Raw genomic sequence first — 23,506 nt, 5'->3', positions numbered from 1 at the left:
TCCACCGCTCCCACGGACGTGCCTCCTGTCCGAAGCACTGAGGAAGCGCCTGCCCCCCGGCATGCGCCGCAAACACCGGACGCCCGGCGAGGTCCCCGGTCCGGCCGCGCGACCGGCCCGGCGCGGGCCGGCCGCACCATCGTGGGCGTCACGGCAGGTTTTCCCCGCACGGCCCGGGTGACTCGACAGGGGCGATCCCCACGCCCCTCTTCCCACGGGAGGTCCCCGATGAGCACCAAGGTCGCCGACCATGTCCTGGAGCGCCTGCGCGAATGGGGTGTGGAGCACGTCTTCGGCTATCCCGGCGACGGGATCAACGGCCTGCTCGCCGCCTGGGGGCGCGCCGAGGACCGGCCGGGCTTCCTCCAGGCGCGGCACGAGGAGATGGCGGCCTTCGAGGCGGTCGGTTACGCGAAGTTCAGCGGCCGTCTCGGAGTGTGCGCGGCCACGTCGGGACCCGGTGCGATCCATCTGCTCAACGGCCTGTACGACGCCAAGCTCGACCACGTCCCCGTCCTCGCGCTCGTCGGCCAGACGCACCGCACGGCGATGGGCGGCTCCTACCAGCAGGAGGTGGATCTGCACACCCTGTTCAAGGACGTGGCCTCGGACTTCGTGGAGACGGTGAACGTCCCCGAACAGCTGCCCAACGTCCTGGACCGCGCGATCCGCACCGCGTACGCGCGCCGCGCGCCCACCGCGGTGATCATCCCCGGGGACGTGCAGGAGCTGGACTACTCACCGCCGACACACGCCTTCAAGATGGTGCCCTCCAGCCTGGACCGCAGCGCGTGGACGGCCCTGCCCACGCCGCAGTCGCTGGAGCGGGCCGCCGAGGTCCTCAACTCGGGCGACAAGGCGGCGATCCTGATCGGCCAGGGTGCGGCCGGGGCGCAGCCGGAAGTGGAGCGGATCGCCGAGGTGCTGGGCGCCGGCGTGGCGAAGGCGCTGCTCGGCAAGGACGTGCTGAGCGACGAACTGCCGTACGTGACCGGCTCGATCGGCCTGCTGGGCACGCGCCCCTCCTACGAGCTGATGCGCGACTGCGACACGCTGCTCACGATCGGTTCCTCGTTCCCGTACACCCAGTTCCTGCCGGACTTCGGCAAGGCGCGGGCCGTGCAGATCGACATCGACCCGCACATGGTCGGGATGCGCTATCCGTACGAGGTGAATCTCGTCGGCGACGCGAAGGCCACCCTTCAGCGCCTGATCCCGCTGCTGGACAGGGACCGCGGGCGCGAGTGGCACGAGACCGTGTGCGCGAACGTGGCGCGCTGGCGCGACGTGATCCGCAAGCGGGCGGAGCTGTCCGCGGACCCGATCAACCCGGAGTACGTGGCCCGGGCGCTGGACCCGCTGCTGCCGGGCAACGCGATCGTGACGTCGGACTCGGGCTCGGTGGCGAACTGGTACGCGCGGCACCTGACGATGCGGCCGGGGATGCGGGCCTCGCTGTCGGGGACCCTGGCGACGATGGGCTGCGGGGTGCCGTACGCGATCGGCGCGAAGTTCGCCCACCCGGACCGTCCGGCGATCGCGCTGGTCGGTGACGGGGCGATGCAGATGAACGGGCTCGCGGAGCTGATCACGGCGGCGAAGTACCAGGACCGCTGGGAGGATCCGCGGCTGGTGGTGGGTGTGTGGAACAACCATGACCTCAACCAGGTCACGTGGGAGATGCGGGCCATGGAGGGCGCTCCCTCCTTCCTGCCCTCCCAGGAGATCCCCGACGTGCAGTACGCGGCGTTCGCCCGCTCCCTCGGGCTGACCGGCATCCGGGTGGAGAAGCCGGAGGACGTGGAGGCGGGCTGGCACGCGGCCCTCGACGCCGACGGCCCGGCGGTCGTCGAGTTCCTCACGGACCCGGCGGTGCCGCCGATCCCGCCGCACGCCACCTGGCAGCAGATGGAGTCCACGGCGGCCTCGATCCTGAAGGGCGACGCGGACCGCGGTTCCATGGTCCGCCAGGGCTTCAAGGCGAAGGTGCAGGAGTTCCTGCCCGGGCGCTCCCGCGGCTAGGGCCGGCCATCCGCCGGGTCCCCGTGTCGATCCCCGCCCACCGGGTACGCGGGGGACCCCGAAGATCTGGAGGGAGTCATGCAACGAGGCAGCGACCGGCTGAACGTCCACCGCGACGACGAGATGAAACACGAACTGCAAGGGCTGCTGCGGTCCGGTCACCCGACCCGGACCGAGGAGTGGTACGACCCGGAGCCGACCGCCGACGACGACCCCGCCGCCTGGGCCGGTCCAGTGGTTCCGCCCGATGCGCGGTCCGTGGCCGATGTGCGCTACGAGCTGGCGCGGATCCTGGGCCGTACCGCGTTCCCGGCGGGGCCGTCCGAGCTGATCGAGGCACTGCGCAGCAGGTACGCACCGGACGCGCTCGTCGAGCCGCTGAGGCGGCTGTCGCGCTCCGCGCGCTTCGCCAACGCCCAGGAGCTCGCCGAGGCCGTCGTACGGGCGCAGGGCGGCCCGCCGAAGGATTAGCCGCCGTCCGCGGCCGCGACGGCGGGAAAGGACCAGGCCATGGCTGATTTCGTCAGGGAGGTCATGACGCCGGGCGTCGTGGCGGTCCCTCCGGACGCCTCGCTCGTCGAGGCGGCGCAGCTGATGCGCGCGCAGGATGTCGGGGACGTCCTCGTCGCCGATGACGGGCGGGTCCTCGGCGTGCTCACCGACCGTGACATCGCGCTGCGGGCCGTCGCGGACGGCGCCGACCCGCTGACCGTGAGCGCCCAGGCGGTGTGCACCCGCGACCCGGTGGTCGTCGGCCCCGACGACCCCGTGGCAACGGCGGTCTCGCTGATGCGCGGGCACGCCGTGCGCCGGCTGCCGGTCGTGGAGCGGGGGCGGCCGGTCGGCGTGGTGAGCCTGGGTGACCTGGCGGTCGCCCAGGACCCCACGTCGGCCCTCGCCGACATCAGCCGGGCGGCACCGGGCGGCGGCACCGGGGGCACACGGGTGTGAGGGGCCGTACGGGTGACGGGGGCCGGGGAACACAGCCGCAGAAAGGACAGTGAGCATCATGCGTATCGCCTTCCTGACCGCGCCCGAGGGCGTCGAGCAGGTCGAACTCACCGAACCCTGGCAAGCGGTGTCCGACGCCGGTCACGAGCCGGTCCTGGTGTCGACGAAACCGGGTCATGTGCAGGCGTTCCACCACCTGGACAAGGCGGACACCTTCCCGGTGGACGAGGTCGTCGGCCAGGCGCGGGCCGAGTCCTTCGACGGGCTCGTCCTGCCGGGCGGCGTGGCCAACCCGGACTTCCTGCGGCTGGACCGGCGGGCCGTGGAGTTCGTCCGGGACTTCTTCTCCCACGGCCGCCCGGTCGCCGCGATCTGCCACGCGCCGTGGACGCTGATCGAGGCGGATGTCGTGCGCGGGAGGACCCTGACGTCGTGGCCGAGCCTGCGCACGGACATCCGCAACGCGGGCGGCACCTGGATGGACGAACAGGTACGCATCGACGTGGGGCCCAACAAGCTGATCACCAGCCGCAAGCCGGACGATCTGAAGGCGTTCACCGAGGCGATCCTGACGGAGTTCGCCCGGCAGGACGCGTAGGACGCGTAGGACGCGTAGGACAACGACCTGCCGGCCCGCCCCGGCCCGCCCCGGCGTCCCAGGACGCCGGGGCGGGCCGGCGGGTGTGTGCGCGCTCAGCGGGCGGGTTCCGCGCTGGCGCCCGGCTCGGGCATCGCCGGGCCCCGTCCCCGGGCCCCGTCACGCGTCCGGCCCGCCACGATCAGGCGGCGCGGATGGCGGCGCAGATACTCGCCCTCCAGCTGGGCCATGCGGCCGTTGTGCGCGCGCAGCGCGTCGTTCGAGCCGTACAGCAGTGTGTCGTGACGCGTGCGGTGGATCGTCTCCAGCTCCTTCATGAGCTGCTGGTCGGTCAGGCGGCCCGGGTCGACTCCGGTCATGGTGGCACCCCGCTCGTCGTGATTGCTCGCTGCGGTCCGGGTACCCGCCCCGGAAAGCAATACCCCGAGCGGCATCCGGGAGGGAGCCATGGATCTCGCCTTTCTCCATCCACTGTACGAACATCCCGGCCCCTGGGCCTCCGTATACGTCGGCACCTCCCGGCACACCGAGTCCACGGCCCACGAGCGCACGCTGACCGCCCAGGCCCTGGCCCGGGAGCTGGCAGGGCACGGGGCGGACGAGGCGACGTGCGACGCCGTGCGCGCCGCGGTGCAGGAGCCGGCGCGGTCGCCGGAGCCGCCCGGCAGGGCGCTGTTCGCCCGTGCGGGCGAGGTCGTCCTGGACGCCCCGCTGACCGCGGCGCCGCCGGACGGCCCGGCCCACTGGGCGCCGCTGCCGCACACCGCGCCGCTGCTGGATCTGACGGGTGAGGACCCCGTGTGCGTGGTGGCGTACATCGACCGCAAGGGCGCCGAGTTCGAGTTGCGCGGGGCGTGGGGCGGCCGGGACGCCGGGTCGGTCACCGGAAGGCAGTGGCCCGTGCACCGCACGAGCGGCGCGGACTGGTCGGTGCGGCACTTCCAGTTGCGGGTGGAGAACACCTGGGAGCACAACGCGGCGGAGATCGCGGACGCGCTCGCCGTGTGCCAGGAGGAGACCTCCGCCGACCTGCTCGTCCTGGTCGGCGGGGATCGCGAGCGGCGCGCCGTGCACGAGCGGCTGCCGCACCGGCTGGGCGACCAGGTGGCCGAGGCGCCACACGGTCTGGGCAGCCGGCTGCTGGACGAGGACGTGGCACGGATCCGCGCCGGGCACGCGCACCGCCGGGCCGCGGAGGACCTGGAGCGCTTCCTGGCCGCGCGGGCGCCGGACGGGCAGGGGCGCACCGGCGCCGTCGAGGGCGTGCCCGCGGTCGTCGAGGCGGCACGCGAACACCGGATCGGCGAGCTCCTGATCTTCCCGCAGGAACCGGACACGGGCCGTGAGGTGTGGATCGGCACGGAGGCGGACCGGGTCGCGGTGCGCCGCACGGACCTGGAGGCGCTGGGCGAGCGGCACGCCCGGCCGGCCCGCGCGGACGACGCGCTGCTGCGCTCGGCGGTGGCGACGGGGGCGGCGGCCGTCTCGGTGACGGACGCCGCGGCGGACGAGGTGCCGGCGGGCGGGGTGGGGGCGTTGCTGCGCTGGCCATAGCGCGGGAGCCCGGGGCACTAGCGTGCCCGCTCCACCCTCCCCTCGTCCCACACCGGCCCCGTCGTCTCCCGTACGCGGCCGTCGGCGCCGAAGACGAGCCAGCGGTCGAACGCGCGGGCGAACCATCGGTCGTGGGTGACGCACAGGACCGTGCCCTGGTACGTCTCCAGTCCCTCCTGAAGGGCCTCCGCCGACTCCAGGTCCAGGTTGTCCGTCGGCTCGTCGAGCAACAGCGCGGTCGACCCCTGCAGTTCGAGGAGCAGGATCTGGAACCGGGCCTGCTGGCCGCCGGAGAGCCGTTCGAAGGGCTGCTCGGCCTGGCCCGTGAGCTCGTAGCGCCGCAGCCGGGACATGGCGGCCCCGCGGTCCTGGGAGTGCTCCTTCCACAGGATGTCGAGCAGGGTGCGCCCCTCCAGTTCCGGGTGGGCGTGGGTCTGGGCGAAGTGGCCCGGCACGACGCGCGCGCCGAGCTTCCATTCCCCCGTGTGGGCGATGTGGTCACCGGCGAGCAGGCGCAGGAAGTGGGACTTGCCGGATCCGTTGGAGCCGAGGACGGCGACGCGTTCGCCGTAGAAGACCTCCAGGTCGAAGGGGGCCATGAGGCCGGTGAGTTCGAGTCCCTTGCAGGTGACGGCCCGTACGCCGGTGCGGCCGCCCTTGAGCCGCATGGTGATGTCCTGCTCGCGCGGCGGCTCGGGCGGCGGCCCGGCCTCCTCGAACTTCCGCAGCCGGGTCTGCGCGGCGCGGTAGCGGGAAGCCATGTCGGCGTTGTTCTCGGCGGCCTGACGCAGGGTCAGCACGAGCTTGCGCAGCTGGGCGTGTCTCTCGTCCCAGCGGCGGCGCAGTTCCTCGAAGCGCGCGAACCGTTCACGGCGGGCGTCGTGGTACGTGGCGAAGCCTCCGCCGTGCACCCAGGCGTCGGCGCCGGCCGGCCCCGGTTCGACACTGACTATCTTCTGCGCCGCGCGGGCGAGCAGCTCCCGGTCGTGGGAGACGAAGAGCACGGTCTTGCGGGTCTCCCGCAGCCGCTCCTCCAGCCATCGCTTCCCGGGGACGTCGAGATAGTTGTCGGGCTCGTCGAGGAGCAGGACCTCATCGGTGCCGCGCAGCAGCGCCTCCAGGACGAGCCTCTTCTGCTCGCCGCCGGACAGGGTGCGGACCTGGCGCCACTGGGCCTTCTCGTACGGGACGCCGAGTGCGGCCGTGGTGCAGATGTCCCACAGGGTCTCGGCCTCGTAGCCGCGCGCCTCGGCCCAGTCGGCGAGGGCCTGGGCGTAGCGCAGCTGGGCCGCCTCGTCGTCGACGGTCATGACCGCGTGCTCGGCGGCGTCGACGGCGTGGGCGGCCTGGCGGATGCGGGGCGGCGCGACGGAGACGAGGAGGTCGCGTACGGTCGTCTCGTCCCGTACGGACCCCACGAACTGCCGCATCACGCCGAGCCCGCCGCTGGTGGTAACGGTGCCGCCGTGCGGCTTGAGCTCGCCGGAGATGATCCGCAGCAGGGTGGTCTTCCCGGCGCCGTTGGGGCCGACGAGCGCGACGACGGCGCCCTCCGCGACCCGGAAGGACACGTCACCGAGCAACGCCCTGCCGTCCGGGAGGTGGTACTCGAGGTGCGCGGCTTCGAGGTGTCCCATGGGGCGCATTGTGGGCGGGCGCGCGGGAGCCGGGCAAACGGTTATCGCTCCCGCCATGGCGGGGCCCGCACGGATCCCGGCCCGACGGAGACCCACACGGCACCCGACCCGACGGAGACCCACACGGCTCGCCCGAGGCGGCGGAGGCCCGCACGGTTCGCCCGAGGCGGCGGAGGCCCGCACGGTTCGCCCGAGGCGGCGGAGGCCCGCACGGTTCGCCCGAGGCGGCGGAGGCCCGCACGGTTCGCCCGAGGCGGCGGAGGCCCGCACGGTTCGCCCGAGGCGGGGTACCCGCAGCCCATGACCCCAGACGTGGATCTCACCCTCCGCCCGCCCGGCCGGCACCCGCTCCGGGACCGGCTGGTCGTGTCCGACTGCCGTCTGTTCGAGGCCATCGCGGCCCGTCACTGGCCCGGCGCGGGCCCGCTCCTGCCGCGTCTGAGCCGTGCCGCCAACCACGGCGTCCTGTGGTTCGCCACCGCTGCGGCCCTCACCGCCACCCGGTCCCCTCGTGCCCGCCGGGCCGCCGTCCGGGGGGTCGCCTCCCTCGCGCTCGCCTCCGCCACCATCAACACCCTCGGCAAGCGCACGGTGCGCCGCCCCCGGCCGGTCCTGGACCCGGTCCCGCTGGTCCGCCGGCTCAAGCACCAGCCGATCACCACCTCGTTCCCGTCGGGTCACGCCGCCTCGGCCGCCGCCTTCGCCACGGGCGTCGCCCTGGAGTCGCGGGGCTGGGGCGCGGCGGTCGCCCCCCTCGCCGCCGCCGTCGGTGTCTCCCGCGTCTACACGGGCGTCCACTTCCCGAGCGACGTCCTGGCGGGCGCGGCCCTGGGCGCGGGCGCCGCCTTCGCCGTGCGCGGTCTCGTCCCGACCCGAGGCCAGCTGCCGCCGGCCCTCCCCTACGCGGACGCGCCCGCGCTGCCCGACGGAACGGGACTCGTGGTCGTCGTCAACAAGGGCGCGGCGACCGCGGACCGCATGGGCGCGCTGCGGGACGCCCTGCCCGCTGCCGAGACCGTCGAGTGCGAACCGTCCGAGGTGCCCGGCGAGTTGGAGAAGGCGGCGGCCCGGGCCCGGGTGCTCGGGGTGTGCGGCGGCGACGGCACGGTGAACGCGGCCGCGGACGTCGCCCTGCGCCACGGCCTCCCGCTCGCCGTCCTGCCGGGCGGCACCCTCAACCACTTCGCGCTCGACCTCGGCATCGAGGACATCCGCGAGCCGGTCGGTGCCCTCCAGCGGGGCGAGGCGGTCCGCGTGGACGTGGGCCGTTTCTCCGCGGGCGCGACCCGCGGCTGCTTCCTCAACACCTGCAGCCTGGGGGTGTATCCGGAGCTGGTGCGCGAGCGGGAGCGCTGGGCGCACCGGATCGGCGGCTGGCCGGCCGGTGTGCTGGCCGCCCTGCGGGTGCTGCGGGCCGACCGTCATCCGCTGCGCGTCGAAGTGGGCGGCAGCACCCGCCCGCTGTGGCTGCTGTTCGCCGGCAACGGCCTGTACCACCGCATGGGGCTGGCCCCCGCCCGCCGCTACGACCTGGCCGACGGACAGCTCGATGTGCGGGTCGTGCACGGCGGCCGCCGTCCCGCCGGCCGGCTGCTCGCCGCCGCCCTGGCGGGCCCGTTGTCCCGCTCCCCGTCGCACGCGGCGGTCCGTGTGCGGCGCCTGCGCCTCGACGGTGTGGCCCCGGGCACACTCCTCGCGTACGACGGCGAAGTCACCCGCGTCGAGGGGGAGGTGACGTTCGAGAAGCTGCCGCAGGCACTGACCGTCTACCGCCCGCTCCCCACCGGGTGATCTCGGGAGCACCACCGAGCAGACCTACCTTCTGCTCGCATCGCGAGACGCGGGTCTCATTATCCGGCATGAACGCCTACGGTGGTGCGCAGCGCCCCCGGTGACGCCGGGGGCCGGACGAGGAGAAAGAGGAAGGTCATGCCGAAGGAGACGGCCGTCTACACGCACGGCCACCACGAGTCCGTGCTGCGCTCGCACACCTGGCGCACCGCCGCCAACTCGGCGGCGTACCTCCTCGGCTCGATCAGGCCGCATATGAAGATCCTGGACATCGGCTGCGGCCCGGGCACCATCACCGCGGACCTGGCGGCGCTGGTCCCCGACGGGCATGTGACCGGTGTGGACCGCGCGCCGGAGATCCTGGAGCAGGCCCGGGCCACGGCCGCCGACCGCGGGCTCACCAACGTCGGCTTCGCGGTCGCGGACGTGCATGCGCTCCCGTACCCGGACGACACGTTCTGCGTGGTCCACGCCCATCAGGTGCTCCAGCACGTGGGTGACCCGGTGCAGGCACTGCGCGAGATGCACCGGGTCACCAGGCCCGGGGGGTTCATCGCCGCCCGTGACGGCGACTACGGCGCGATGACCTGGTACCCGGCGTCCGAGGGCCTGGACGGCTGGCTGGACCTGTACCGCCGGGTCGCCCGCGCCAACGGCGGCGAGCCGGACGCCGGGCGGCGCCTGAGGTCATGGGCGCTGCGGGCGGGCCTGCGGGACATCACGGCCACCTCCAGCACCTGGACCTTCGCCACCGCCGAGGAGCGGGCCTGGTGGAGCGGGCTGTGGGCGGACCGCACGCTCGCCTCCGCGTACGCGGACCGCGCCACCGAGGGTGGCCATGCGACCACCGACGGGCTGCGGTCCGCATCGGATGCCTGGCGTGAGTGGGGGCGGCAGGAGGACGGCTGGTTCTCCGTACTGCACGGAGAGATTCTCTGCCGAAAGAACGTCTAATTCCTGCTTTTCGGGAAACCCGGAAGACAGGAGGTTGACATCATGATTCCGATCCTGCTGGTTCTTCTGCTGGCCGTGATTCTCTTCGGCTTCGGTTTCGCCGTGAAGGTGCTGTGGTGGATCGCGCTTGCGGTCCTGGTCGTCTGGCTGCTCGGTTTCCTGGTACACGGCACGACGGCGGCCGGAGGTCGCGGCCGCTGGTACCGGTGGTGACCGACCGGTGATCCGCCCTTCGTCACCGCCGGCTTCCTGACCGCCGGCGGTTGGTGGGGAACGCCCACGGCCTGGGCCGGCATCTCGCCCAGTGGCTCATCGCCCGCGGTGAGAGCATCGTCGATGCTCCTGCCGCAGCGACCAGCCGGGTGCGCGAACCTTCCCGCGGTGGACGGCGTAAGAACGACCAGATCGACGCTGCGGCCGCAGCCACCGTCGCTTGTCTGCAGGGGGAAGGGCGCCGACCAGGAAGGCCGGTGTGCCACTGACGATCGCTGATTACGCCTGGGTCGTGGTCTTCTGCTTGAGGCGTTCGTAGGGTGTCTGGCCGCCGAGGCCGCCGTGGGGGCGATGGTAGTTGTAGTAGTCCTCCCACTCGCGCAGCTTGTCGTTGAAGACCTCGGCGTCGTCGATGATGACGCCGTCCAGGAGGCGGTAGAACTCCTCGGCGTCGATGCGGTGGGAGCGTTCGACCTTGCCGTTCAGCCGCGGTGTTCGGGGCTTGATGTACGTATGGGCGATGCCCTTGTCGAGCACGTGCCAGTGGAAGGCGGATTGGAACTCGGCGCCGTTGTCGGTCTGGATGACTTCGACCTGGAACGGCAGGCGCTGCAGCACGTGGTCGAGGAACTGGATGGCGGTGTTCTGGTTCAGCGTCGGGTAGATGCGCAGGACGCGCAGGCGGGTGCAGTCGTCGATGGCGGTGAACTGGTAGTACTTGTTGCGGCCGCCGCGGCGGCCCTGGGGCATCGAGGCGAGCGGCTCGATGAACTTCACGTCGATCTGCACGCGGTGGCCGGGCAGCTGCTTCTCGTACCGCTTCCATCTGCGGTCGTGGCGCTTGTAGCGCTGGGAGGCCGGCAGGCGGCCCATGTCCAGGCGGTCGAGGATGCGCCAGACGCCGGACTTGCTGATGGTGACGTCGTGGTACCGCTTGAGGTAGGCGATCTTCTCGGGCCCGAAGTGGTAGTTCTGCCGCAGGTAGATGATCTTCCCGACCACCTCGACGTGGGTCGCGTTCGGGGACGTCTTCGGTGCCTTGGAGCGGGTGCGCAGGCCCTCGAAGCCCTCGGCCTGGTAGCGGCGGTACCAGGTGTAGTACGCCTGCCGGCTGATCCCGAAGTAGCGGCAGGACATTGCGACGTTCCCGGTGACCTCTTCGACGTGGCGTATGACGGCCAGGCGCCGCTTGGCCTCACGGTCGAGCGGCGGGGTGGTGGGGATGGACTTCGGCATGTGGATCTCCGTAGTGATCGGAGACCCAGGTGTCAACGGTGATCGTCAGTTTTAGATCTGCCTGGTCATCGCTTAGCTGACACGGAAAGCCGCCGGCCCCCTTGGACGCCAGAGCTGCTTTGCCGCCCCGGCGCCAGGCGGCGTGCCAGGCGTACGCCGACTTCCACGACACCCGTAACCTGCGGGCCACCTCCGGCGGCCGCACCCCCTGCTCGAACATCTCCGCGGCCTCGAAACGCACCACCTCACGCTTCGCCCGCCCCGCAGCGGTCAGACCGCCATCCGCATACCTCATGACCAGGGCGTAGCACCGCCAACGCCCGCTGTCACCCTACCCTTTCAGCCTCAGCGGCAACTACTGCCGTCAGACACCACAGCGGCCCCACCAGAATCAATTCCGATAGAGCCGCTTTCGGTAAATTAAGGAAATTGACTTGCATGCTCCCAAGGAAACGACAAGAGCCTTCAATCAGCTAACTAACGCCGCGAAGCGGCCCAAAATGTGAAGGCGCGTCAACCCACTCGCGATCTTCATGCCACTGGCACTGGGTCGCCAATACGTAAGACGGCCCTCCATTCACAAGAAAGAGACTAAACGGTTCATCCGGAACTTCGTCAATCCCCAGCCGCTCGCGCTCACCTTCAAAATCGACAATCTCGATAGATAGTCGAGAAATTCGTGTCGGAATGTTCATGTGCCTGACGTTGGAGAACAGAACGTCGACCCGCAGATCTTGATCGAATTTGGGTGTGCTCCGCAAGAGCAACTGCGAGTAGCTGAATGCGTAGCCCCAGACCTTGAAATCGCGATCCCAACCGGCTAGCACCATAATGAGCTCCACCACTTCTTGCGAGCAGCGTGGCGAGTCGCCATGCTGAAGATGCGCTACCTGCCATCCACCTGCTGCCTCCCGCCACTGGCAACTTGGCGAGCAAGGATCCCGAGGATGCGATGCATACGCTATCTCACCCCCGGGACCCCTGGAGGGACGAACGTCTATCCGCCACGCAAGGCACTGAAGTCAGGCATCCTCAGCTGATCAGTCACGTCCGCACCTCCGTGCCAGAAGGTGATCGAATCCCATGATCTATTGCCGAGCCTGACCGACTCGCCAACGATATTCATCTCACGCTGAGTCGTGATCCAGTTACCGCCGACTCGTCCCTCTTTGTAGAAATCTTCGAATACGTCCTGCAAAGTTCCAGGCTTGCCGTTAGCCATGTGGAACCCATCGAGGACAATGTGAAGCCGTGTAGAGGGCTGTTCATGGGCAACCTCTCTGACAGAAGCGAGCGCGTCTTCACGCGACTGGTCGAGGAAGTGCGTATGCCCATTGCTGTCGGCAAAGTTCCGAAGATCTCCCTCCTCTCGCAATCCGAGTGCGACGCTGTTGCAGTTGTGTACGAGGACCGGCGTGCCGCCCGCCAGCACATAGTACGTGTGGACGTCACCGACGGTGAGGTTGTTGACAGCGGCTTCCTGGGCCGTCCAGCGTTCGATCGCGGTGATCTGGACGTAGGTGCCCGCGCTGGTCTGCAGCCACTGGCCGGCCTTCAGGTCGGTGGCCTTGATCCAGGCGCGCAGTTCGGGGACCCAGAAGGGGTGGCCGTCGGTCGCGGTGACCTGGGCGGTCTCGGTGCCCTTCTTGCCGTCGGTGTCGATCGTGACCTTGACGAGGTGCTTCAGGCCCTGGCCCTTGATCTCGGCCGTGACCGTCTCGACGCGCCGCTCGCCCGTCTTCGGGTCGGTCGCGACGACCTTGTCGCCGGTCTTCACCTTCTCGATCGGCTTCGTGGTGCCGTCGGCCATGAGGACCTTGGTGCCCGGGACGAAGCTGTTGCACGTCCCACCGCCGTCGCCGTCGGCCTTGCCCGACCCCCCGCTTCCGCTGGAGCCGCCGTTGCTCTTGGAGGACCCACCCGACGAGCCGCCCGGCTTGGAACCGCTGCCACCGCCGCCCTTGCCGCCACCGCCGGAGCTGTGCGACGAGACCTTCGGGGCCGCCTTGGCCTGGGCCTGCTTCTGGGCCGAGTTGCCCGTCTTCTTCGACGCGCTGACCGCCCGGTCGGATGTTCTCTTGGCTGCCTCGGCCGCTCTCTTCTTGGCTCTCTGCGCGGCCAGTTTCTTCGCCCGCTCGATCGCCAGCTTCTTCGCCCGCAGGGCCGCCGCCTCGGCCGCCTTCGCCGCCTTCAGGACGACCTCGGCCGCCTTCTTCGCCGCACGGAAGGCCTCCACCGCCTTGATCGTGCGGTTCACCGCCTTGATCACCGACGGGATCTTGCCCAGCTTCGACCACGGGATCGCGTCGACCACGATGCCCACGCAGGACCACATGTCACCGCCGAAGCAGGCCATCGCGTCGTTGATGCCGATGAAGTCCTTCAGCGTCTCCCATGCGACGGCGAGGATCACCGACGTCAGCGACTTGCCCATCATGGCCTGCGCCTGCGCCACCTGCGCAGGCGACAGACCCGCGCCCGCCAGCGCCGCCGCCCGCTCCGACGCGGTCAGCGCGATGGACAGGCCCGACGGGTCGGACATCGTCACCGGGTTGTTGTGCGCGTAGGCGTAGCCGTTGGACTGCAGGACGTCGTTCAGGTCGAGGACCGGGTCGGCGGACAGGAACCTGCCCACCACCGGGTCGTACAACCGGGCACCCAGTGGCTGGAAGCCGGAGGCGTCGTCCCGCGTCGCGCCCAGGAAACCGGTGTGGCTCTGGACGTTCTCCCCGACCGTGTCCGTGCCGCGCTGGTTGCCGAACGGATCCTGCTTGCGGATCCGCACCGGCATGGTCTCCTTGAGACCGACCTCGGCGAACGTGCTGCCCTGATGGTCGCCGGCCAGCGCCACCAGCTGCGCGCTGCCCGTGCCGTAGGCGTAACGCATCACCGCGCCACCGGGCACCGAGTAGGTGCGCTGCGTGTTGATCAGGACGCCGCCGGACGCGACCGTGGCCTCGGCATCGCCCAGGTGCAGCGTGGCCTGCTTGCCCTTGATCGTCAGCAGGGTGGAGCCGTCGGGCCCGTAGATGTGACGGGTGTCGTTCTGCGCCGCCCACTGCTGCTCGGCCTTCGTGGCGTCACATGCGGCCAGCACGATCGGGGTCGCGTTCGCCGAGTTGGCGCCCTGCACCGCCAGGCACAGGCCCGAGGCGATGTGGGTCAGCTGGCCGGAGGTGTTGCGCCGCAGCTCCTGGGCGGCCGAGCCGTCGCACTTCTGCAGCTGGAGCGCCGAGCCGGCCGTGTTCGCGGCGGGCTGCAGGCACCAGGTGTCGTAGACGTTCAGCGTGCCCCGGTCGGGGTCGGTCTGCGTCGCCCCCGGCGTCGGGCTGAAGCGCCAGCTCTGCGCCACCGTGCCGTTGCAGGAGTACAGCTGCATCGGCTGACCTGCGGCCGCCAGACCCGACTTCAGGTCCAGGCACTTGTCCGCCAGGCCCACGTACGGGGTCTTCCCGCCCGCTCCCTGCCCCTTGATCCGGTCGACCTTGCCGTCGTACGTCCAGGTCAGCTCCTGCTTGTCGCCGTTCTGGAGGGAGGTGACGGACTTGGTCTCACCCGTCAGCTCGTACAGGCGCTGCGCCTCGGCCGTGACCTGCGCGCCGGCCGGCGTGGTGTAGGTCTTGGACACCGTGGTCAGCGTGTGCGGCTGGGTGCCGTCGGCCTTGCCGTAGGCGTAGGTGGTCGTGGCGTCCTTGGCGGTGGCGCCGGTGAGGTCCTTCTCGGTCAGCTTGGTGCGGTTGCCGAGCAGGTCGTACTCGTACTCCTGCCAGTAGCCCGAGTTGTCCGTGCCGGCCGCCACGTTGAGCGTGCCGTCGCCGTTCTTCGGGCCGGTGCAGGAGGTCTGGTCCGCCGAGGTCCAGGCCGTCTTCAACTGGCCCAGCGGGTCGTAGGCGAAGCACTGCCGCTCCGCGATCCCGGTGGAGTGCTCCTGGATCGAGGTGACGTTGCCCGCCGGGTCGTAGGTGTAGGACCGGTTGGAGACGAGGTTGCCGCCGACGACGCTCTGGTCGCCGGCCTGCTCGCGGTAGACCGACTGGTCCTTGAGCTCACCGCTGGACTCGTCGTACGAGTTCTGCGTCCACACCCGGTACGGCTGCGCGCCGAGCGTGGAGCGCAGGACCTGGCCGTAGGAGTCGTACACCGTCTCCGCGCCGTACCAGTCCTTGCCGGATATCGAGAGCGGCTTGCCGTCCTTGTTGTAGCGGACGACGAGCTTCTCGGCGTCGAAGCGGCCCACCGCCGGCAGCGACGCCTCCTCCAGCAGGCCCGTGTCGTCGTACGTGTAGCCGTACGTGTACGACTGCTGCAGACCCCACGCGCTGGCCGTCAGGAGCGGCAGGGTGAGCGTGGTCGAGGTCGGCTGGTAGTCCTCGGTGTAGCCGTCGACCCTCTGGGTGTAGGCCTCGCCGTCGGTGTAGCGGGTGGCGGTGGCCGGCATGCCCTTGCCGCCGGGGGCCGTGTCGTAGCCGAACTGCGCCAGCAGGGTGCCGGTGGCGTCGTCCAGGCGCTGCTCCGTCGGCCGCGACAGCGCGTCGTAGCCGTTCCAGACCGTGACGCCACGGGCGTTGGTCGTGGTCAGCGGGCGGTCGAACGTGTCGTACGTGGTCGTCGTCGTGCCCGTGTCCGGGTCGGTGGCGGTGTGCGTCCGGCCGCGGTGGTCATACGTCCACGTCCACGGGTGGGCGGTGTCGGCGGAGTTGGTCGCCTTCACCAGCTGGCCGACGGCGTCGTACGAGTACCGCATCGACGTGAAGCCGTCGGGCGCCTGCGGGTTGAACGTGTCGACCCGGGAGGTGCGGCCGAGCGCGTCGGTGTAGACCCGGTAGGAGGAGGCTCCCTCCGGGTTGATCACCTTGGACCAGTCCTGGCCGTACTCGTAGCGGGTGGCCCGTGCCGGGACCGGCTGCGAGGTGGCCTCGTGGGTCAGCGGGTCCTCGACCTTGAGGACGGGTGTCTCCTCCGTCACGCGGCCGAGGCCGTCGTAGGTGTAGCGGGTGATGTTGGGGACGGCCGTGTCCGCGAGCGGGGTGAACAGCTCACCCGGCTTGGCCTCGTCCGTCAGGTAGGCGTTGTTGGTCTGCCAGACCTCGCCGGAGCTGTTGTACAGCGTGTCGGTGATCAGGTAGCCGGCGCTGCCGTCGGCCTCCTCCTGCGTCTGCCGCTCGCGGCCGAGGCCGTCGTAGAGGGTGACGGAGGTCTCGACCCGGTCGTCGTGGCCGCGGGTGTAGGTGGTGACGTACGGCGGCTTGCGGTCCGGGTTCGCCGGGTCGTACACCGGGACCGTGTAGACGGCCCGGAAGTCCGGCACGGACGAGGGCGACGGGGTGCGGCCTGCGCCCCATGCCTCCAGCAGGCGGCCCAGCGGGTCGTACTTCGCCTCGCTCACGTGCCCGTTGGCGTCCGTGGTGGTAAGGGTCGTCGAACGGCCCGGCTCCAGCTCGGTGATCTGGGTGTGGCCGAGGGCGTTCGTCTGGGTGACCTTGAAGACCTGCCCGGTGGGCGGATCGTAGGTGATCGTGCCGGACTTGCCGTCCGGGTCGGTCTGCTTGACGACACGGCCGACCGCGTCGAACTCGCTGGTGCCGGCGGACTGGAAGCCGGTGCCGGCGCCGTTCAGCGACCAGGACTCGGTGGCCTCGCCGAGCGTGGTGGAGGCGAGCGCGGTGCCGTAGGCCTGGCCGTCGTACGCGGTGCGGGTGGCGCCGCTGAGCGTGGGCAGGTCGGCGAAGTCGGCGTTCACACAGGTGGTCGGGGAGAGAAGGACCTGCTTGGTCAGGCCGATCAGGTTCTTGCCGGTGTGGTGGAGGTACTCCAGCTTGGTGCAGGACTCGTCGCCGGTCCTACCGGTGTCGCCGAGCGACTCCACCAGGGTGGGAAGACCGTACGTCGACTCGTAGGTCGTGTGGGTCCTGACGGTCCGCTGGGTGCGGGTGTCGTCGCTGTTGGTGCCGGAGGACTTGGTGTACGCGGTCTCGTCGGGCTCGGTGACGCGCCAGGCGCGCAGCGGGCTCAGGCCGTCGTCGCGGTCGCGCCTGGCCAGTTCGGTGGCGGCCGGGACGGTGACGCTGCGGGAGAGCCAGTCCGTGTCCGCCGCGTCCGCGCTCGCGTAGCTGAGTTCCTCGGCGATGCGGCCGGCGAACGGCTCGGAGTCCCTGGCGATCTCGGCGCCGGTGATGTCCGTCACCGGGACGGTGTCGCCCATGCCGCGGAAGTAGCGGGTGACGGACTTGGACTTCCTGCTGCCGATGGCCGGGTCGTCGACGCCCGTGATCACCGTGGTCTGCTCGAACCCGGCGAACTGCGAGTAGGTGCGGGTGGACTTCTTGGTGAACTCCGCCTCGGCGAGCCGCCAGGCGGGGCTCTGGTACGTGTAGCCGGTCTTGGTGGCGAACGCGCCGTCGACGTTGGGGAGTTCCTCGATGGAGTCCACCACGTACTTGTGGAACCAGTCGATGTCCTCGACCTCGGGGTCGGGGTTCCAGAACATCGGGTAGCACAGGCGCGTGTTGGACTTCAGCGCCGCGGTGTCGGTCTTGCCGGGCAGGTTGGTGCCGGTGGCGCAGTCGCCGGTGGGCGCCTTGTAGGTGACGACGGTCTCGCCGCCGTACTCGTTGATGACGCGTGCGATGCGCAGCCGGGAGAAGCCGGGGCGCGGGTCGGCGGGCCGCACGACCCGGTTGGGCATGTCCTCCGCGTTCGCCTCGAAGCGCACCGGGTTGAGGGTGACGCTCGCGTCCGTGCTGCCGTTGCGGGCGTACCCGGTGCGCTGGACCGACTCCAGCCACAGAGCGGTGTTCAGGCTCGGGCCGCTCCTCAGGACCGGGAAGCTCTGTGTGAGGACGTACCGGTCGACGACCTGGCGGGCACTGGTGTCGGTGCGGCGCTGCGCCGAGGTCTGGATCTGTGTCAGGCGCTTGCGGGTCCAGAACGACGGGCCGGGGTTCCAGCACTTGCGGCCGGAGGTGGCGGCGGACTCGCAGTTCAGGTCGGCCGGGGTGTCGTACCAGATGCGGTACTTGCCCGGGTCCTTGTCGGTGAAGTTGGCGTCCGAGCAGGTCAGCGTTCCCTCGTCGAAGCAGCGCTCGGCGACCGTGAAGCTGACGCGGGCCGGGGCGGTCGCGGAGAAGACGCTGTCCTTGCGCTGCCCGTAGTCGATGCGGCTGAGCCAGCCGCCGCGGTCGTAGACGACCGGCGCCTTGAAGTCGAAGTTGCGGGCGTAGTAGTTCTGCTCCTTCTTCCACCACAGGGACATGGCGTTGCCGTGGATGTCCTCGACGTAGTCGAGGCCCCAGCGCCATGCCTGGGTGCACCACGAGCCGGGCCAGTCGCCCGCCTTGTAGCAGGGCTCGCCCGGGTGGTTGCCGTACACCGGCACGGTCAGCACGGAGTCGGTGACCGGGTCGTCGGCCGCGGTGCCGTTGTCGCTCCAGCCCGGCAGCTTGTGCAGGCCGAAGTGGTAGCGGGTGCCGTCCCGGGTGGTGACGACCCAGTACTCGCCGTCCTTGGCGCCGTTGCCGGTCGCCGGGTCCTTGATCTGCTCGACCCTGGAGCCGTCGCCGTTGGCGGTGAACCACTTGCCCTGGGTGTCGTCCCACACGAGCTCGGTGGTCATGCCGCCCAGTGACAGGGTGGCGTTGTTCGAACCCCAGCACAGGTCCGCGGTGCGGTGCGTGGCGTTGTTCGAACCGGACTTCTTGGAGTCCTCGCGGCAGTTGGCGTAGGTGCGGGTGATGGAGCCCGCGTTGTAGTCCCAGCCGTCGCCGATCCAGGATGCCTGGTTGTTGGTTGCGGAGGTGCGCCCGTCGACCGACTGCGAGGAGTAGCCCAGCGCCACCTTGGGCATCAGGCCGCCGGCGGTCTCCGGCACCTGCACGTCGTAGGAGTAGGTGAAGGCTCCGGAGGAGGAGCCGGCCGCCCAGGAGCCGGAGGACAGCAGTGGGGTCGCGGTGTAGTCGCCGGACGCGGAGGCGCCGGTGTCCATGGCGCCGATGACCTGCGGACCGGAGGCGTCGACGGCCGGGAGGACGTCCTGGCCGCTGAACGAGGCGGTGCGCGCGGAGGTGCCGGACGTCGTCGAACCGGCTGTGCCGTCCAGCAGGTCGGCGACCGGGACGTAACCGCTCAGGATCGTGCGGGTCTTGGCCTTCTTCGCGGCGGTGGACCTGGTGGGCGCCTTCTTCGCGGGCACCTCCCGCACCGTGCTGCGCAGCCGCTCGGCATGGCGGGCACCCGTCTTCACCGACATGGTCTGGACACCGCTGCCCGCGGCGCAGTCACCGCTGTTGGGGGAGGTCAGGACGCAGTCGGGCAGCAGGACGAGACCGAAGCGGCGGGCGGCCTGGGGGCCGTAGAGGTCGACGAAGCCGCTGGTGTCGACGTCGATCGCGACCTGCGCGGCCGGGTCGGCGTCGGCAGGCGGGGTGACCTGCATGATCAGGCCGGAGACATCGGCGTCCTGGGACGCGGTCGGCGCGGCCAGGGCGACCGTCCAGTCACCGTCGATCGCGGCCGGGTCGGTGCCGACGGGCACGCCGAGCGCGACCGGCAGGCCGTTGCTGACCGGCACCGTGGTGCCCGGCGCGGTGGTCGAGGTCAGGGTCGCGGTGCCGCTGTTCCCGGTCCAGGGGGTGACGGCGACGGGCGCGTACGGGTCGACGGGCACCTCGGGTGCGGTCGTGAGGTTCTTCTCGGCCTCCGCGTCCCCTTGGACCACGGTGTCCTTCGGCAGGTCGGGGAGCTTGACCTCCTCGCGGCTCATACCGGGGCCCGGGATCGCCCATGCCTGCGCGCTCAGGCTGGTCACCGTCAGCGCCGAGACCAGCACCAGGACGGTCGCCACGCGGCCCTGCCGCCGGCGCCGCCGTTCCGACTCCGTCCTGGCCGGGCGTCTTGGTCCCAGCCATGCCAGTGGACTTTGAACACGCATACGCGTCGTCGACTCCCACCCCAGGCGATGCGAACAAAGAGCACATGCCACTCCAGGCGCATGCGTGCCCGCACTCTCTGTCATGAGCGCCACACACTTCAAGATCGGGAAGATGGAGCGGGCGAGACAACATGTGATGTACATCACGGGATATATGTGATCAGACCATCTGCTTTGATCACCTCATGTGAAACATGGTGAAAGCGCGGCCTCACCCACGCACAACAGGTGGTCAAAAGGCGTAAGTGCGGGCATGCATGACGGATGGTCAAGGGATCCCCAATGCTCCATCACATCTTCATAAAGACTTCATATGTAGACGGCATGTGCAAACCATGTGATCGTGTGCGCGCCCACGCCCCGCGGCCTGCCGACCGGGGCTGTCCGTGCTGTCCCCATCCGCCTGGTCCACACGGGAGTTGACCGACGCCGTGTCCGCGCCGCCTCGTTACCTCAGTCCTTTCGTGCGCACGCGCACCAGGCTGGCTCTCACGCTGGGCCTGGTCCTGGCCGCTCTGACCACTGCCCTGCTGCCCTGGTGGCATCCTGATGGGCCGTCAGCACCGCGCGCCGACAAGGCGACCGGCGCGCGGCAGGCCGCGACCGCCCCCCGCGACGAGTCCGCCGCCGCGGCCGAGGCCCGGCGCACCGGAAAGCCGGTCGTCGTCGACACGGCGACCACCGCCACCTCCCTCACCTGGGCCCGGCCGGACGGACAGTTGCGCACCCGGATCACCGCCCTTCCGCAGCGTGCGAAGAACGCCGAGGGGAAGTGGGCGCCGATCGACAACCGGCTGCGCCGCACGGACGACACCGCCGACGGTCTCGGCGTCCGGCCGGTCAACCCCGCGCTCCCGGTGCGGTTTTCCAGCGGTACGCCGGGCAGCACCGCCCGCGCCGACCGCTCGTACGCGCGCCGGCCGCTGACCGCCGGCCAGGCCGCGCAGGACACCGTACTGGCCGAGGTGGACATCGACGGCCACACCGTCGCCTACACCTGGCCCGGCAGGCTGCCCGAACCGGTGCTCGACGGGCCCCGCGCCCTCTACCCGGAAGTACTGCCGGACGTCGACCTGCTCGTGGTCGCCCGCGAGGAGGGCGGCTTCGCGCAGTTGCTCATCGTCAAGACCAGAAAGGCCGCGCAGAGCAAGGCCCTCGCGACGGTGTCGTACGGGCTGCGCTCCCAGACGGCCGTGTTCCGGTACGACAGAGCCGCCGGCCGTGTCCTGGTGCTGGACAAGGCCGGCAAGGAACTCGGCTCGATCCCCACGCCGTTCGCCTGGGACTCCAGCGGCCGTGACCCCGAACTCCCCGAGGGGCGGGGCACGCCGCGCACCTCGGTCGCCACACCGGCCGACGTGCTGAAGCTGTCCGGCCTGAGCGGCATCGAGCCCGGCGCCCACAGCGCCCCGATGCCGATCGAGCTGGCCGGCGACCGCAGTGGCACGGCCCGCCTCGACCTGAGGGTCGGCGAGACCGGCCTGTTCACCGACGAGAACGTCCGCTTCCCGGTGTTCGTCGACCCGACGCTCAACAGCGGCTGGCTGGCGTGGACGGTGGCGTACAAGCCGTACCCGAACACCAGCTTCTGGGACGGCACCAACTTCAGCTCCGGCACCTCCGACGCCCGCGTCGGCCACGAGAGCGACACCGGCGGCACCGCCCGCTCCTTCTGGCGGATGAAGTACGACGACAACCTGGGAGACGCGACGATCTCGTCGGCGACCTTCAAGGTGCTCAACAACCACTCCTGGTCCTGCACCGCCAAGGAGTTCCAGTTCTGGCTGACCGGCTCCATCTCCTCGGGCACGACGTGGAACAAGCAGCCGAGCTGGTCCGACGAGCTGCAGCGCAAGTCGTTCGCGCACGGCTGGTCCTCCAGCTCCTGCCCCGACGAGTACGAGGCGTTCAACGTGAAGGCCGCCGCCCAGAAGGCCGCGACCAACGGCTGGTCGACCATCACCTTCGGCATGCGCGCCACCAGCGAGTCCGACACCCAGACCTGGCGCAAGTTCGGGGCCACCTCGGCCACGCTGGAGGTCGTCTACAACCGCAAGCCGTACGAGCCCACCGGCGGCAAGTCCACCCCCGGCGGCGCCTGCTCGCCCGGCGGCTCGGGCGTGACCGTCGGCAAGACCAACATCGTGCTGTCGGCGAACGCCAAGGACCCCGACGGCAACCTCAGCAAGCTGCGCTTCCGCTTCTGGCCGACCGGCGGCACCGTCCCGTCCGGCACCCTGGTCACCCCGAACTCCAGCGGAACCGCCACGCTGACCATCCCCACCACCTTCCCGCTGGACGACAAGACCACCTACTCGTGGGATGTGCGCGCCGAGGACTCCGGCGGCCTGGTCTCCTCGTACTTCCCGCCCGGCACCGAGCCCTGCCGGATCACCATCGACGCCAGCGCCCCGCCGCAGCCCGAGATCGAGAGCACCGACTTCCCACGGGCCACCTCCGACGGCCAGACCTGGTCGAGCATCAAGTTCGGCCTGACGGGCTCGGTCACGTTCACCTCCCCGGGCGCAACGAAGTTCAAGTGGACCATCGACGGCCTGAACGCCACCGAGGTGACCGCCGACGCCAACGGCGTCGCCACCGTCCCGAACATGGCCCCGGCGCACGCCGGCCCCAACTGGCTGAACGTGTACGCCTACGACGCGTTCGGAAACCAGAGCGTCCGATCCGACTACAACTTCTACGTCCCGCCGCGCGACAAGGCCGACGGCCCCGGTGACACGGGCGGTGACAACATGCCCGACCTGCTGATCGTGGATGCGAACGGCAACCTGCGCAACTGCGTCGGCAGTGAGGGCGGCGAGCTGTACGCGTGCCTGGCCGCCTCCTATGACGCGAACAAGCACGTGGACCCGGCGAACCACTGGTACGACCCGGCCACCGGCAAGGCCGCGCTGATCACCCATTTCCAGGACACCTACCCCGGCGACGGCTCCACCGACATGTTCGCCGTGACCCCCGACGGCGGCTTCTGGCTCTACCCCGGTGACGGCTACGGCAGCTTCGACGTCGACCAGCGGCTGAAGGTCCGGCTGCCCTCGAACGCCCCGGCGCCCTCGACCTGGACCCAGATCAAGGCCGTCGGCGACATCACCGGCGATAAGCTCCCCGACCTCGTCCTGCGGGCCGGCACCGCCTTCTGGACGCTGTCCGGCTACACCGGCGCCACCTTCCAGACGGCGACGCTGATGGAGGGCACCGCCTGGGCCCGCCGGGACATCGTCAACATCGCCGACATCAACGGCGACGGCACACCCGACCTGCTGTGGCGCAACATGGACACCGGCACCATGTACGTCCGCCACGGCAAGCCCGGCTCCGTCAGCGGCAGCGTCGACCTCGAATCGCTGAAGCTGGCCGCCAACTCCCTCAACGGGGACGTGTCCTACGGCACCAACTGGACCGACACCAACGTGTCTACGGTCCTGGGCATCCCCGATGTCAACCAGGACGGCATCCCCGACCTCTGGGCGCGCTTCGGTACCGACGGCCAGATGCGGATCTACTATCCGTCCAGGACCAACACGAACGCACCCGTGAAGATCGTCCTGTCCTTGGACTGGAGGACGGTCAAGGCCCTCGGCTGACGCAGCCGCGGTGACGCTC

General features: G+C 70.5%; 15 protein-coding genes and 1 pseudogene. 9 read left to right on the top strand and 7 right to left on the bottom strand.

Annotated elements, in window-relative coordinates; translation table 11 throughout:
* Positions 1 to 228 precede the first annotated feature (228 nt).
* The 4 genes from ACZ79I_RS33590 to ACZ79I_RS33575 all read left to right on the top strand — a co-directional run bounded on the left by ACZ79I_RS33590 (position 229) and on the right by ACZ79I_RS33575 (position 3,571).
* The gene (locus tag ACZ79I_RS33590) at positions 229 to 2,022 is read left to right on the top strand and encodes a thiamine pyrophosphate-requiring protein (protein WP_471502553.1); all 1,794 of its coding nucleotides are present in this window, start codon (positions 229 to 231) and stop codon (positions 2,020 to 2,022) included.
* Between the two features lie 78 nt (positions 2,023 to 2,100).
* Positions 2,101 to 2,493: a DUF2795 domain-containing protein gene (locus ACZ79I_RS33585; protein WP_471502551.1), complete on the top strand. Its 393-nt coding sequence runs from the start codon at positions 2,101 to 2,103 to the stop codon at positions 2,491 to 2,493.
* 39 nt (positions 2,494 to 2,532) lie between these two features.
* Complete coding sequence (locus tag ACZ79I_RS33580) at positions 2,533 to 2,973, top strand: CBS domain-containing protein (protein WP_471502549.1); 441 nt, start codon at positions 2,533 to 2,535, stop codon at positions 2,971 to 2,973.
* Positions 2,974 to 3,031: 58 nt separating this feature from the next.
* Positions 3,032 to 3,571: a type 1 glutamine amidotransferase domain-containing protein gene (locus ACZ79I_RS33575; protein ID WP_471502547.1), complete on the top strand. Its 540-nt coding sequence runs from the start codon at positions 3,032 to 3,034 to the stop codon at positions 3,569 to 3,571.
* 95 nt (positions 3,572 to 3,666) lie between these two features.
* Here ACZ79I_RS33575 and ACZ79I_RS33570 read toward each other — a convergent pair whose 3' ends face one another.
* Positions 3,667 to 3,930 (bottom strand): DUF6158 family protein, encoded by a 264-nt coding sequence (locus tag ACZ79I_RS33570; protein WP_471502545.1) that lies wholly within the window; start codon positions 3,928 to 3,930, stop codon positions 3,667 to 3,669.
* An 88-nt stretch (positions 3,931 to 4,018) separates the two neighbouring features.
* Between ACZ79I_RS33570 and ACZ79I_RS33565 the strand changes: the two genes are divergently transcribed.
* Entirely contained in the window at positions 4,019 to 5,125 is a 1,107-nt protein-coding gene (locus ACZ79I_RS33565; RefSeq protein ID WP_471502543.1) for a baeRF2 domain-containing protein, read from the top strand.
* A 17-nt stretch (positions 5,126 to 5,142) separates the two neighbouring features.
* On the opposite strand, the gene ACZ79I_RS33560 is transcribed toward ACZ79I_RS33565, so the two are convergent.
* Positions 5,143 to 6,762, bottom strand: coding sequence for an ABC-F family ATP-binding cassette domain-containing protein (locus ACZ79I_RS33560; protein ID WP_471502541.1), 1,620 nt, complete (start codon positions 6,760 to 6,762; stop codon positions 5,143 to 5,145).
* Positions 6,698 to 7,003, bottom strand: a complete 306-nt coding sequence (locus ACZ79I_RS33555; RefSeq protein WP_471502539.1) for a hypothetical protein — start codon at positions 7,001 to 7,003, stop codon at positions 6,698 to 6,700. Before ACZ79I_RS33555 ends, ACZ79I_RS33560 begins: the two co-directional genes overlap by 65 nt.
* A 59-nt stretch (positions 7,004 to 7,062) precedes the next feature.
* Here ACZ79I_RS33555 and ACZ79I_RS33550 point away from each other — a divergent pair, with 59 nt between their 5' ends.
* From ACZ79I_RS33550 to ACZ79I_RS33540, 3 genes are all read left to right on the top strand, one after another.
* The gene (locus ACZ79I_RS33550; RefSeq protein ID WP_471502537.1) at positions 7,063 to 8,553 is read left to right on the top strand and encodes a phosphatase PAP2 family protein; all 1,491 of its coding nucleotides are present in this window, start codon (positions 7,063 to 7,065) and stop codon (positions 8,551 to 8,553) included.
* A 138-nt stretch (positions 8,554 to 8,691) separates the two neighbouring features.
* On the top strand, positions 8,692 to 9,507 hold the full coding sequence (locus ACZ79I_RS33545; protein WP_471502535.1) for a class I SAM-dependent methyltransferase: 816 nt from the start codon (positions 8,692 to 8,694) through the stop codon (positions 9,505 to 9,507).
* 42 nt (positions 9,508 to 9,549) lie between these two features.
* Positions 9,550 to 9,720, top strand: coding sequence for a hydrophobic protein (locus ACZ79I_RS33540; RefSeq protein ID WP_471502533.1), 171 nt, complete (start codon positions 9,550 to 9,552; stop codon positions 9,718 to 9,720).
* Between the two features lie 279 nt (positions 9,721 to 9,999).
* Here ACZ79I_RS33540 and ACZ79I_RS33535 read toward each other — a convergent pair whose 3' ends face one another.
* The 4 genes and pseudogenes from ACZ79I_RS33535 to ACZ79I_RS33520 all read right to left on the bottom strand — a co-directional run bounded on the left by ACZ79I_RS33535 (position 10,000) and on the right by ACZ79I_RS33520 (position 19,795).
* On the bottom strand, positions 10,000 to 10,956 hold the full coding sequence (locus tag ACZ79I_RS33535; RefSeq protein WP_471502531.1) for an IS481 family transposase: 957 nt from the start codon (positions 10,954 to 10,956) through the stop codon (positions 10,000 to 10,002).
* A 73-nt stretch (positions 10,957 to 11,029) separates the two neighbouring features.
* A pseudogene (locus tag ACZ79I_RS33530) lies at positions 11,030 to 11,251 on the bottom strand (helix-turn-helix domain-containing protein); the annotation flags it as partial.
* A 178-nt stretch (positions 11,252 to 11,429) separates the two neighbouring features.
* Positions 11,430 to 11,798 carry a hypothetical protein gene (locus ACZ79I_RS33525; RefSeq protein WP_471502529.1) on the bottom strand — a complete coding sequence of 123 codons (369 nt, stop codon included), beginning with the start codon at positions 11,796 to 11,798 and terminating at the stop codon, positions 11,430 to 11,432.
* Positions 11,799 to 11,953: 155 nt separating this feature from the next.
* A complete protein-coding gene (locus tag ACZ79I_RS33520) occupies positions 11,954 to 19,795 on the bottom strand; it encodes a ricin-type beta-trefoil lectin domain protein (protein WP_471502527.1) in 7,842 nt (2,613 codons plus the stop codon).
* A gap of 551 nt (positions 19,796 to 20,346) precedes the next feature.
* Between ACZ79I_RS33520 and ACZ79I_RS33515 the strand changes: the two genes are divergently transcribed.
* Entirely contained in the window at positions 20,347 to 23,487 is a 3,141-nt protein-coding gene (locus tag ACZ79I_RS33515; protein WP_471502525.1) for a DNRLRE domain-containing protein, read from the top strand.
* Positions 23,488 to 23,506 lie beyond the last annotated feature (19 nt).

It is taken from the genome of Streptomyces sp. PSU-S4-23, from assembly GCF_055632315.1.
This window is presented reverse-complemented; position numbering and strand designations above follow the sequence as displayed.

Excerpts from the sequence above, each read along its gene's own strand:
- ACZ79I_RS33535 (WP_471502531.1), bottom strand. The coding sequence starts at position 10,956 with ATGCCGAAGTCCATCCCCACCACCCCGCCGCTCGACCGTGAGGCCAAG.
- ACZ79I_RS33545 (WP_471502535.1), top strand. The coding sequence starts at position 8,692 with ATGCCGAAGGAGACGGCCGTCTACACGCACGGCCACCACGAGTCCGTG.
- ACZ79I_RS33540 (WP_471502533.1), top strand. The coding sequence starts at position 9,550 with ATGATTCCGATCCTGCTGGTTCTTCTGCTGGCCGTGATTCTCTTCGGC.
- ACZ79I_RS33585 (WP_471502551.1), top strand. The coding sequence starts at position 2,101 with ATGCAACGAGGCAGCGACCGGCTGAACGTCCACCGCGACGACGAGATG.
- ACZ79I_RS33580 (WP_471502549.1), top strand. The coding sequence starts at position 2,533 with ATGGCTGATTTCGTCAGGGAGGTCATGACGCCGGGCGTCGTGGCGGTC.
- ACZ79I_RS33560 (WP_471502541.1), bottom strand. The coding sequence starts at position 6,762 with ATGGGACACCTCGAAGCCGCGCACCTCGAGTACCACCTCCCGGACGGC.
- ACZ79I_RS33565 (WP_471502543.1), top strand. The coding sequence starts at position 4,019 with ATGGATCTCGCCTTTCTCCATCCACTGTACGAACATCCCGGCCCCTGG.
- ACZ79I_RS33570 (WP_471502545.1), bottom strand. The coding sequence starts at position 3,930 with ATGACCGGAGTCGACCCGGGCCGCCTGACCGACCAGCAGCTCATGAAG.
- ACZ79I_RS33550 (WP_471502537.1), top strand. The coding sequence starts at position 7,063 with ATGACCCCAGACGTGGATCTCACCCTCCGCCCGCCCGGCCGGCACCCG.
- ACZ79I_RS33590 (WP_471502553.1), top strand. The coding sequence starts at position 229 with ATGAGCACCAAGGTCGCCGACCATGTCCTGGAGCGCCTGCGCGAATGG.
- ACZ79I_RS33575 (WP_471502547.1), top strand. The coding sequence starts at position 3,032 with ATGCGTATCGCCTTCCTGACCGCGCCCGAGGGCGTCGAGCAGGTCGAA.